This window comes from Acidimicrobiia bacterium, assembly GCA_016650365.1.
In the GTDB taxonomy this organism is placed as follows: Bacteria; Actinomycetota; Acidimicrobiia; order Spongiisociales; family JAENVV01; genus JAENVV01.
Window position 1 is genome coordinate 1 of record JAENVV010000182.1, and the last position, 10,026, is coordinate 10,026.

The window sequence follows — 10,026 nt, forward strand, 5'->3', positions numbered from 1 at the left end:
GGCCGTGCTCGATCTAGCGCCAGCCGAAGACAAGAACACGTTTGTTGTCACGAAAGCCCTGGCCGACGAACTCGGCCTGTCCAAGGTCTCAGATCTTTCGAAGGTCGAGAACTTTGTGCTGGGCGGACCGCCCGAATGCCCAGAACGGCCACGCTGCCAACTCGGACTTGAGAGTGTGTACGGTCTCAATATCAGCGAGTTCAAAGCGCTTGACGCCGGTGGACCCCTGACGGTGGCGGCCCTCAACGGTGGAGAGATCGATGCGGGTCTGTTCTTCACGACCTACCTGTTCATCGAGGACTTCCTTGCCCTTGAGGACGACCTTGGTTTACAGCCGGCCGAGAACATCGTTCCAGTTGTCAGCCAGGCAATCCTCGACGAGTACGGAAATGAGCTGACAGATCTGATCAACAAGATCAGTGCAACGATCACCACCGACCAACTCATCGCGATGAACGAGCGATTCTTCGCTCCCGAAGACGCCGACGTGATCGCCCACGATTTCCTGGTCGAAAATGGTCTCATCGACAGCTGATCGCAGACCGAAAGAGACATGAGGAAGAGCCCCGGCCTGGTCGGGGCTTTTCCTCATTGTCGACCTAGATTGGAGCGCAAGGCAAAGGACATCCACCATGATGCATCCAAGAGTTCCGCCACCGCTCTCGGCCTTGCCGGTGACCGGGTGGGCTCGCTAATGCAGCCGTCCATCGACGAGCCCGGCACCACACTCGACCTGTGGGACTACCGGCGCCGCATGTCTGATCTCTATGTCCGGGTGCGCCAGATGGAACCGTCCGCTGGCTGGTCGCATTGGGTTGCGACCCGCAATGAACTATTTCGAACCCATCCCCGGAGTCCCTTGCCGGCTCCGAACCGAGCATCCTTCGCTGGACTCGAATACTGGGACTACGACCCTGACCTGCGTCTCACCGCCATCGTGCAGCCCGTACCGGAGACCGAGATCCATGTCTCCCACAGCGGTGCGGGCTCGACTCCGACCCGGACCTTCGGCCGCGCCCGGTTCCGTCTCGGGTCGTTTGACGGAACGCTCACCCTGTACTGGCTCCAGGACTACGGAGGCGGAGTGTTCGTGCCGTTCGGCGACGCAACAAATGGGACCGAGACTTATGGCGGCGGGCGATATCTACTCGACACCGCCAAGGGAGCCGACCTGGGTCATGATCGAGAGAGCGTGACCCTCGACTTCAACTTCTCCTACCACCCGTCCTGTGTTCACGACTCCCGGTGGAGTTGCCCGCTGTCGCCGACGGACAACCGCCTGTCCATACCAATTCGCGCCGGCGAACGACTTCGCCGCTAATCCCCACTTGCTGTAGGCCACCCCTTCAAACGGAACCGATCTGGCGCATCCGGACCGCGATGAGCTTTTCTACCAATCCATTCGAGAGCGGCTCGTTGATAGGAAACTGGAGCGTTCCTTTCGAGGTGACGTACGAGGCAAGATCTTCAGGCAACTCCGCCAACACCGAACCGCTATGAGGAAAGTAGCTGAGGTGATTCTTGAATGCTGCGAAGCCAGCAATCGTCTTGCCGTTGAGCTTGAACGCCGGCATGCCATACGAGATGCCCTGTTCAGCGTCGGGAATAACGGCCAGATTGCTTTGACGCAACTCCTCGAGAGTGGTCCGCTTTGCCTGGTCAAGACCGGCTAGATAATCATCGACCTCTTGCTCGGACACAGCGCCGATACTAGATGCACGGAACAGGCGGTTGCCTGGTTCCCTTCCTACCGACCGAACTCCGAAGCCACCCAAAACCGCGCTCCATTATCAGACCGGCTACCGCCGATGCGCATACAATTCGAGCAGGACACGCAAGGGAGCAGTCCATGTTAAAGAAGGGCCAACACGTAGAAGAGCGCACGAAGAAGATCAGGCAGCGGCCACGCACCGGCGTCGTCGTAGGTGTTCGGGACGGCACCGTCGAAGTGCGCTGGGACAACGGTCGGGTGTCGAGTCTTACCGGTGCCCTGCTCCATCCCATCACCCCACAAACAGGCACCAAGCGGCCCTGATCAGCGCTCTCGGTAGGCAGATCACGACCGATCCTGGCTGGGATCGGCCTGCTCTTCAGAAATTTCCGCTCTTTGGCGAGACCCTGGCGGCCAGCGTTCGGGAAGCCCGCCGGATGGAGCGCCTTACCACCGATCTCAGCACACTGTCTCGAACCGAAGAGGGCCGAATAGACCTGCGCCTCGAGTCGACCGACCTGGCGGCCTTGAGCACCGAGGTAGCCGACCGACTGCGCCCCCAATTCACCGACCAGAACGTCGAACTCGTATCCATACCTCATGCACGGGCCATGGTCGCGGTCGACCGCGACCATGGCCCAGGTCCTCACGAACCTGATCGGCAACGCGTTGTCCTATACCCCGAACCGCGGGCGCGTCGAGGTGAGGATCGATCAACCACCCGGACTCCTGCGGGTCACGGTCACCGACACGGGCCGGGGTCTTTCCGAAGAACAACTCTCGATGGTGTTCGAGCGCTTCTACCGGGCTGACCGATCCCTACCCGGCGGTACGGGGATCGGCCTCACGATTGCCAGGAGCCTGGCAAGGATGCACGGTGGAGACCTGACGGCTAGCTCTCCAGGTTTAGGACACGGGTCGAAATTCGCGCTGATACTTCCTCGCGGTAGTAGCTCACCCCGACCATGACTTCAGACCGCTCCGGCGGCTGCGCGCGACATTGGCGGCAACCTTCCTTGCACTGTCGGCCTGTTCTTCATTCTCGGGGAGCGACACCCCTACCACGATCACATATTTCGCTCCCGAGGATGTCGCATAGCCTTATCCTGACCTCGATAAACAGCAGGTTGAGACCGGTCAGGAGCTGTGCGCGGTGCAGTACGCCTCATGTCACCAGGCCGACCCGCCTGACGAACCAGACTGGAAGATCCCGAAGGCAGACGGCACGTATCCGGCACCTCCCCATGACTCCAGCGGCCACACTTGGCATCGCCCTGACCAACTTCTACTCCAGATAATCCGGGAAGGGTTGGATATCCCCGGACCCACCATGCCGACCCTCGGCAACAAGCTCACCGCCCCCGAGATCCTCTCGATCATCGAATCCTCAAATCAAGCCGGGGTCCCGAACAGCGGGCTGCCCAATGGCAAGTGACGTGGCAGGAATCCCGATAACTTCGCCCACGGAACCGGTGCTCTGGGCGCCGGGGTAGGACGATTCGGGATTTCTCGTATTCGCGAAAGAGGTCCCTCGGCACCCGTGTATCCGACCCGGAGCGGCCCGCCCGACGGTCTCGGGGCACATTCGGCTCAGTACATCACCATGCCATTCGTAACGTTGAGGTCGATGCCGGTGATGGCGGAGGCGTGATCCGATGCCAGGAACACCACGGCATCGGCAACCTGCTCTGCGGTAACGATCTTCCCCATCGGTGAGAGCCTCTCGAAGTTGCTGCGAACGTGTTCGGGGGTCGATCCGGTTGCCTTCGCTTGCGCTTCGAATACCCGGTCGATTCGGGGACCTTCTACGGCTCCCGGTGAGACAAGGTTCACGCGAATCCCATGCGGACCGGCCTCCTCGGCGATGGTTCGGGTGATTCCGATCAAACCGGCTTTCGTCGCCGCGTACGGGGTCCGGCCCAGTAACGGTCGTTTGCCGGTAATTGATCCGATATTGATGATGCTGCCCGACTGGTGAGGGATCATCCTCGGGATGAAAGCCCGGCAACACAGCCACGGCCCGGTCAAGTTGACGGCCAACGTTTCCTGCCATTCGTCGACATCGGTCTCCCACGTCAAGGCAGTCGGACCGGCGATCCCGCTGTTATTGACGAGTACGTCCGCCCGACCGAACCGCGCGTAGGTCGCCTCAGCTAGCGCCTCAACCGAACCACCATCCGTTACGTCGGTTGGAACGACCGCCGCCTCACGGCCCAGCGCCGTCACCTCGTCGGCGACCACTTCGAGCAAATCACGGGAGCGAGATGCCAACACGAGATCCGCGCCCGCCACCGAACACTTGAGGGCGATTGCCTTGCCAATACCCCCGCCGGCTCCCGTCACGACGACCACTTTCCCCGTCAGTGGCATCAGGACGAACGCCTACGGCTTGCCGAAGGTGGACACCTTGTCGACGCGACACTCGAACAGAATGCGCCTCTCGTGACCGGCCGGATCGCGCAACCCATAGACACCTTCATCCCCCGTGTACTTCCGCCAGATCTTGTCGACCTGATCGGCAGCTCGCTTGCCTTCCGCCGGATCGTCCTCATGTATCTCCCGCTCGACGGTGATCTTCATCGACACCCAGTGGTATGCATTCTCAGGGTTGACGAGGATGAGCGAAAGCTCAGGACTTGCCTTGATCCACGCAGTCTTCTTCCGATGGGCAGCGACGTTGACGAGAACCTTATCGCCGTCGTAATCGAACCACATTGGCGTCAAGCTGGGACGCCCATCCGGGGCAATCACGGAAAACACGCCGGTCACCGGTTCATCAAGAAGTCGCTTATAGATGGGATCCAAATCGTCGAGCGAGTTTATGACGGTGCGGTGACCGATACCGAACTGGTTTTCCTGCAGTCCGTCGGCAACATCGAGAAAGTTGTAGAGCGGAATTGTCATGGGGTGCTCCTCTCCAAATGGTTGAGGATCCGAAGCATACGGCGCATGGGGGTCATGCGGTCGATAGATTATGAGAAATATGGAAATCGTCGAGAGCTACCGCGAAGGACCCGAATGGCACAGCCGAAACTGATAGTCCAGATCTATCCGATGATGCCCGCCGACGATGAAGCGGATCGCATAGCCAAGGCCCCTATTGGCCGTAATAGCGAGCTATATCATCGAGTCTTGCATGACTGGACCGACCTGGTCCGCCTAGCAGACGACCTCGGTGCCTGGGGCATTTCGACAATCGAACACCACCTCCACTCGGAAGGTTACGAAGTCGGTCCCAACCCCGGCGTCCTCAACGGATACTGGGCTGCCATTGTCAAAAACGCCTATGTCGGAGCACTCGGATATGTGATGGCGACCCAGGATCCGATTCGCGTAGCCGAAGAGACGGCCATCCTCGACCATCTAACCAAGGGCAAGTTCTTCGTCGGTCTGGCACGGGGATACCAGTCTCGATGGGCCAACATTCTCGGCCAACACTCCCAGGCAGTTGCCACCCTCGGCGATAAGAGCGACGAGGATCTTCTGAACCGCAAACTCTTCGAAGAAAAGACCGAAATGCTTCTGAAATGCTGGACAGAGGAGTCGGTTGTGCTCGATGGCGACAGCTATGTTGCCCCGTACCCACTGGATACCGGCATCGTGGGATATCCCGCCCATGAGATCGCATCAAAGGCGGGGGCGCCTGGTGAGATCGACGGAGATGGCGTGGTCCGGCGGGTTTCGGTAGTGCCAAAGCCATATACGAATCCCCACCCGCTCGTGTTTATGGCAACTTCGAAGAGCCCGGAAACAATCGTCTATTGCGCACAGAAGGGCTTCATTCCCACTTACTTCATGAAGACGTCAGACATCGAGAAGCACGCCCAGCTCTACGTCAAGTCAGCGGCTGCGGCCGGCATCAACCGGCGGTTGGGTGAGCGGCAAAACATCGTACGTTGGCCCCACGTCTGCAAAGACGAAGCGCAATACGACCAACGGCTGCTGGACTATGACCTCGATATCTACAAGAACTTCTACGGTCCATTCTTCCCACAATTCCCCAACGATCCTGATACCGATCACATTGCCAGCATGAAGGAGTCCGACATATTCATCGGCGGCTCCCTGGAGCGATCCAAGGAATTGTGGCAAGAACTCATCGAGCGGGTTCCGTCGGAATACATCACCTTGATATGGCACTATGCCCAGACCCCGAAGGAAGTGGTCGCAGAGGAGTTGACCGCCTTCATGCAGGAGATCCTCCCGACCCTCGAAGTCCCCGACTTCGACGCCGAGAGCCCGGCGGTTTGACCCATGGTGAATCCGATTGACCGATTTGAGGTCGACCGCTCGACCATTGCGTATGTCGGTTCGGGCCTACAGAGGCCCGAATGCATCCTGGCCGAACCGGATGGAATGTTGTGGGCGGCAGACGCCCGGGGTGGGGTGGTGAGGATCGACACCAGGTCGGGCGACCAGGAACTCATCATCCAGGGAGCGGCCAGCAGCTTTGCGAACGCCAGCGACGAGGCCAGCCGGTTCACCAAAGGCACATTGCCAAATGGCATGGCGTTTGCTTCGAATGGTGACCTGCTCATTTCGAATTTCGGAACGGACCGCTTGGAACGAATGACCCGGTCTGGTGAGAATACGGTGCTCTACGATTCCGTCGATGGAGAACCGATCGGCAAGGTCAACTTCGTCATCCGCGACTCGAAAGATCGGATCTACATCACCATTTCGACGATGATCCCGAACTGGATGACGGCCATTTCGCCCAACGTGGCAGACGGCCGTATCGTGTTGGTAGACGATCGTGGCATCCGGATCGTGGCCGACGGCCTTGCATTCACGAACGAGATCCGGCTCGACTCCAACGAAGAGTGGCTCTACATCGCCGAAACGTGTGGACCCAAGGTCAGTCGGATGCGGGTTCTCCCTGACGGATCGCTTACGGATTATGAGGTTTTTGGGCCGAACAACCACGGTGCCCTGATCGATGGCATCGCCTTCGACGAATACGGGAACCTGTGGGGCACCCACGTCTTCAACGATCAGATCTTCGCGATCACGCCCGAGGGCGACCTCCGGATAATTCTTGATGATGACCTCGGCCATCCGGCCGGACAGGAATTCCTAAACGCCTTTTGGAAGGATGAGGTCAAACCGGAACACATGTTGGCTGCGGGCGGCAGCATCGCCCCATGGATGGCAAGCGTTACTTTCGGAGGCTCCGACCTCAAGACCGTATACATTGGAAGCCTCCGCGGTACATCGATCCCCTACTTCACGAGTCCGGTAGCCGGACTTCCGATGGCACACTGGGCCTAACCCGGGTCGGTTATCGCGAAGCTCACACCCCCACCCCGCGAGAGGCACTCATCGAATCGATCACCTGGGTGACCTGCGGACTGACGTTCTCATGAGTGATCGCCCTGGCGTACGGCGCCGACGCATTCGGCGAGTACCTCAGTGGCTACCTCATCGAGAAATCGCTCAGCGTCGACAACGTGTTCGTGTGGTCGATGCTATTCGCCAGCCTCTCGATCCCCCTCAAATACCAGCATCGCGTCCTGTTCTGGGGCATCTTTGGTGCGTTGACCCTCCGAGCGGTCTTCATCCTCCTCGGCACCGCCCTGATCGGCCGCCTCTGGTGGATTCTGCTCGTCTTCGGGGCGTTCCTGATCTTCACCGGGGCCAAGATCATCCGCCACCGGGCTGGCGAGGTCCAATCGGAGGCCACGCGAGGTCTCGGTCTTCTGCGCAAGATCCTGCCGGTGACCGAACATCTCGATGGACACAGGTTCTTCTCCAAGCTCGACGGCCGACTTGCCGCAACGCCCCTGCTAGCGGCACTGTTCGTCGTCGAAGTCACCGACATCATCTTCGCAGTCGACTCGGTACCGGCCATTCTGGCGGTTTCGAACCTACCGTTCCTCGTGTTCGCATCGAATGCTTTCGCCATCCTGGGTCTACGAGCTATGTATTTCCTTCTCGCCAACACCAGAGAACGCTTCCACTACCTGTCGCACGCCCTCGGCGGCATACTTATTTTCGTCGGAGTCAAAATGACAATCTCACACTGGTACCACTTCTTCACCGACGACCTCGACGCCACCTTCGACAAGGTGCGTGATTCGGGCGCCGAGATCGTGTCGGAACCAGCCGATCAGTTTTGGGCGCCCGCGACTTTGCCGTGCGTGATCCGTCCGGCAATCTGGTCCGCATTGCTCAAGCCTGAAACAGTGAAACGAACTACCCAACGGAAAGACACGTATGAAAACCATGACATGTAGGCAATTGGGTGGAGCTTGCGATCTCGCACTCAGCGGAGCAACGGCCGATGCGATAATCCAGGCCCAGGACAACCACCTGAACGAGATCGTCGCCGGCGGCGATGTGGCTCACGAAGGCGCCTTGAAGGACATGAAGGGGCGCTGGAAGCACCCGATCAAAAGTATGGGCTGGTACAAGCAGACCAAGCGCGACTTTGCGGGTCTCCCCGAGGATTGACAATCAGTTCTCTCGTAACACGGGAGAACTGCAACGGTTTGGAACAAGACGTGCGGATCCGGTGTCAGAAGCGCATCACAAAGAGATCTGCCCGATCGTTTGGTACCGTTGGTTGCAGACGTAAGGATCCGTCCTGGCATATCATGTGTGCCGGGCCGACGACGAGAAGACACCCAGCCGTTTGAATCCGACTTACGGCCGGTCCAAAGGAGCTGGAATTGATCCACAACTGTTGGTATGCGGCAGGTTTCTCAACTGAGTTCGAGGTAGGAAAACCGTCCGGACACACGATCGCCGATCGGCCAATGGTTGCCTGGAGATCCGAAGATGGCGAGGTTGGGATCTTCGACGCGCGCTGTGCTCACAAACGCTTCCCCCTCTGGGATGGGAAGATTCTCGAAGGCGATATCCTCCAATGCCCGTATCACGGTTTCGCCTACGATCTAACCGGACAATGCGTGGACATTCCCGCTCTCCGTGACCGGAGTGACCGACTCCCCGAGCGGGCCAGGATCTACAAGTACCCGTCCGTGGAACAAGACGGGCTGGTGTGGGTCTGGCCCGGCGATCCGGCTGCTTCGACCCGGGTGACGCCTCCCCGCACACCGGAGATCGCCTCCGATTCGTGGGAGACCGGGAACACCGAACCGATGCCCGTTGCCGCAGCTGCCCGACTCCTCATCGAGAATCTCCTCGATCTGACCCACTTCTACCCTCTTCATTCGGGCAACATCGGCAGCAGGGCCGATGCTGAAGTCGCCGTCGACATCGAACGCTCGGAGGAAAACGGCATACCCGTAATCGCCACGTACCGTCCCCGCAAAGATTTCGTGTTTCCACCTATGACGAGAGACCGCTTCGGCGTCGAAATCGGTGATCAGCTACAAACACATCGAATGGTGGGACCGGCCATGTTCCACGTAATCATCGCGGTGGCACCGCCCGGAAAGCTGGGCACGGCCGAGGAACGATCGTTTGTCCTGTACCAGACCATCACCCCGGTCGACGATGAGCACGTGATCTGGCGGAGATCCATCAACACCCCGGCCGGCAGTCGGTGGGCGAAAGACCCCGATCGGTCTCTCCTCGACGTGTTGGTGGAGACCGCTCCGACCGTCGTACAAGAAGACTTATGGGCGTTGGAGGAACAACAGAAGATGGTTCACTACCCGGATGGTCCGTTCCGCGAAGTCCATATCCGAACCGATGGCCCGATGATGATGGCTCGTCGAGTCCTCGACGAAATGGAGCGGTCCGAACACGAGTCCGCCTCACGCTGATGTCGTTTGGCCCTGAGCGTTGGGGGTTCTGCCCTCGGTGTGAGCTCTGGCAGTACACCCAAGAGTGGACCAGCGAGCAGCGAGAGCCGTCATGCCCGATCTGCAACAACCCGCATGTACTCGTCGAACGGTCTGATGGGTCTCGGTTGCACCTACGACTGGACCTGGAGGTAGCGGTCGGCCCGGTAGGCAACCGGCAATTCCTGTGACCCCATGGGGCCGCGATTCGTTTCCCTAGGATTGGCGCCATGAATATCACCGATTCCCAGTCTTACGCCGTTTGGCTTCCGGCGGTCTGACCATGACCCACGCCGCGGATACCCACGATCTAATCCGTGTCCAGGGCGCACGGGTCAACAACCTGAAGGATGTCAGCGTCGAGATACCCAAGCGCCGGCTGACGGTGTTCACCGGCGTTTCCGGCTCCGGGAAAAGCTCGTTGGTGTTCGGCACGATCGCCGCCGAATCTCAGCGGATGATTAACGAGACATACAGTGCTTTTGTCCAGAGCTTCATGCCAACGATGGCCCGCCCCGAGGTCGACGTCCTCGACGGGCTGACGACGGCGATCATCGTCGATCA

Annotated in this window: 14 protein-coding genes; 11 read left to right on the plus strand and 3 right to left on the minus strand. The window is 59.4% G+C overall.

What is annotated here, in order from left to right:
• Together JJE47_10980 and JJE47_10985 are read left to right on the plus strand one after the other, a co-directional pair.
• The coding region (locus JJE47_10980; GenBank protein MBK5267943.1) for a glycine/betaine ABC transporter substrate-binding protein at positions 1-535 on the plus strand (535 nt) is incomplete at its 5' end.
• Positions 536-694: 159 nt separating this feature from the next.
• Positions 695-1,321 (plus strand): DUF1684 domain-containing protein, encoded by a 627-nt coding sequence (locus JJE47_10985; protein ID MBK5267944.1) that lies wholly within the window; start codon positions 695-697, stop codon positions 1,319-1,321.
• A 25-nt stretch (positions 1,322-1,346) separates the two neighbouring features.
• Here JJE47_10985 and JJE47_10990 read toward each other — a convergent pair whose 3' ends face one another.
• Positions 1,347-1,700 (minus strand): DUF1801 domain-containing protein, encoded by a 354-nt coding sequence (locus tag JJE47_10990; protein ID MBK5267945.1) that lies wholly within the window; start codon positions 1,698-1,700, stop codon positions 1,347-1,349.
• A gap of 149 nt (positions 1,701-1,849) precedes the next feature.
• Between JJE47_10990 and JJE47_10995 the strand changes: the two genes are divergently transcribed.
• From JJE47_10995 to JJE47_11005, 3 genes are all read left to right on the plus strand, one after another.
• Complete coding sequence (locus JJE47_10995; GenBank protein MBK5267946.1) at positions 1,850-2,035, plus strand: hypothetical protein; 186 nt, start codon at positions 1,850-1,852, stop codon at positions 2,033-2,035.
• Between the two features lie 276 nt (positions 2,036-2,311).
• On the plus strand, positions 2,312-2,680 hold the full coding sequence (locus JJE47_11000; GenBank protein ID MBK5267947.1) for a hypothetical protein: 369 nt from the start codon (positions 2,312-2,314) through the stop codon (positions 2,678-2,680).
• Between the two features lie 184 nt (positions 2,681-2,864).
• Complete coding sequence (locus JJE47_11005; GenBank protein ID MBK5267948.1) at positions 2,865-3,146, plus strand: hypothetical protein; 282 nt, start codon at positions 2,865-2,867, stop codon at positions 3,144-3,146.
• 155 nt (positions 3,147-3,301) lie between these two features.
• Here JJE47_11005 and JJE47_11010 read toward each other — a convergent pair whose 3' ends face one another.
• A complete protein-coding gene (locus JJE47_11010; GenBank protein ID MBK5267949.1) occupies positions 3,302-4,081 on the minus strand; it encodes an SDR family oxidoreductase in 780 nt (259 codons plus the stop codon).
• Positions 4,082-4,093: 12 nt separating this feature from the next.
• Positions 4,094-4,615 carry a PPOX class F420-dependent oxidoreductase gene (locus JJE47_11015; GenBank protein ID MBK5267950.1) on the minus strand — a complete coding sequence of 174 codons (522 nt, stop codon included), beginning with the start codon at positions 4,613-4,615 and terminating at the stop codon, positions 4,094-4,096.
• Positions 4,616-4,729: 114 nt separating this feature from the next.
• Here JJE47_11015 and JJE47_11020 point away from each other — a divergent pair, with 114 nt between their 5' ends.
• From JJE47_11020 to JJE47_11045, 6 genes are all read left to right on the plus strand, one after another.
• A complete protein-coding gene (locus JJE47_11020; GenBank protein ID MBK5267951.1) occupies positions 4,730-5,962 on the plus strand; it encodes an LLM class flavin-dependent oxidoreductase in 1,233 nt (410 codons plus the stop codon).
• Between the two features lie 3 nt (positions 5,963-5,965).
• Positions 5,966-6,982, plus strand: a complete 1,017-nt coding sequence (locus tag JJE47_11025; protein MBK5267952.1) for an SMP-30/gluconolactonase/LRE family protein — start codon at positions 5,966-5,968, stop codon at positions 6,980-6,982.
• 95 nt (positions 6,983-7,077) lie between these two features.
• Positions 7,078-7,947, plus strand: a complete 870-nt coding sequence (locus tag JJE47_11030) for a TerC/Alx family metal homeostasis membrane protein (GenBank protein ID MBK5267953.1) — start codon at positions 7,078-7,080, stop codon at positions 7,945-7,947.
• Positions 7,928-8,164 carry a hypothetical protein gene (locus JJE47_11035; protein ID MBK5267954.1) on the plus strand — a complete coding sequence of 79 codons (237 nt, stop codon included), beginning with the start codon at positions 7,928-7,930 and terminating at the stop codon, positions 8,162-8,164. Before JJE47_11030 ends, JJE47_11035 begins: the two co-directional genes overlap by 20 nt.
• A 218-nt stretch (positions 8,165-8,382) precedes the next feature.
• The gene (locus JJE47_11040) at positions 8,383-9,444 is read left to right on the plus strand and encodes an aromatic ring-hydroxylating dioxygenase subunit alpha (protein ID MBK5267955.1); all 1,062 of its coding nucleotides are present in this window, start codon (positions 8,383-8,385) and stop codon (positions 9,442-9,444) included.
• Between the two features lie 301 nt (positions 9,445-9,745).
• Positions 9,746-10,026: excinuclease ABC subunit UvrA (locus JJE47_11045; GenBank protein MBK5267956.1), on the plus strand; the 281-nt coding region annotated here is incomplete at its 3' end.

Excerpts from the sequence above, each read along its gene's own strand:
- JJE47_11000 (MBK5267947.1), top strand. The coding sequence starts at position 2,312 with ATGCACGGGCCATGGTCGCGGTCGACCGCGACCATGGCCCAGGTCCTC.
- JJE47_10985 (MBK5267944.1), top strand. The coding sequence starts at position 695 with ATGCAGCCGTCCATCGACGAGCCCGGCACCACACTCGACCTGTGGGAC.
- JJE47_11035 (MBK5267954.1), top strand. The coding sequence starts at position 7,928 with ATGAAAACCATGACATGTAGGCAATTGGGTGGAGCTTGCGATCTCGCA.
- JJE47_11015 (MBK5267950.1), bottom strand. The coding sequence starts at position 4,615 with ATGACAATTCCGCTCTACAACTTTCTCGATGTTGCCGACGGACTGCAG.
- JJE47_10995 (MBK5267946.1), top strand. The coding sequence starts at position 1,850 with ATGTTAAAGAAGGGCCAACACGTAGAAGAGCGCACGAAGAAGATCAGG.
- JJE47_11020 (MBK5267951.1), top strand. The coding sequence starts at position 4,730 with ATGGCACAGCCGAAACTGATAGTCCAGATCTATCCGATGATGCCCGCC.
- JJE47_11010 (MBK5267949.1), bottom strand. The coding sequence starts at position 4,081 with ATGCCACTGACGGGGAAAGTGGTCGTCGTGACGGGAGCCGGCGGGGGT.
- JJE47_11025 (MBK5267952.1), top strand. The coding sequence starts at position 5,966 with ATGGTGAATCCGATTGACCGATTTGAGGTCGACCGCTCGACCATTGCG.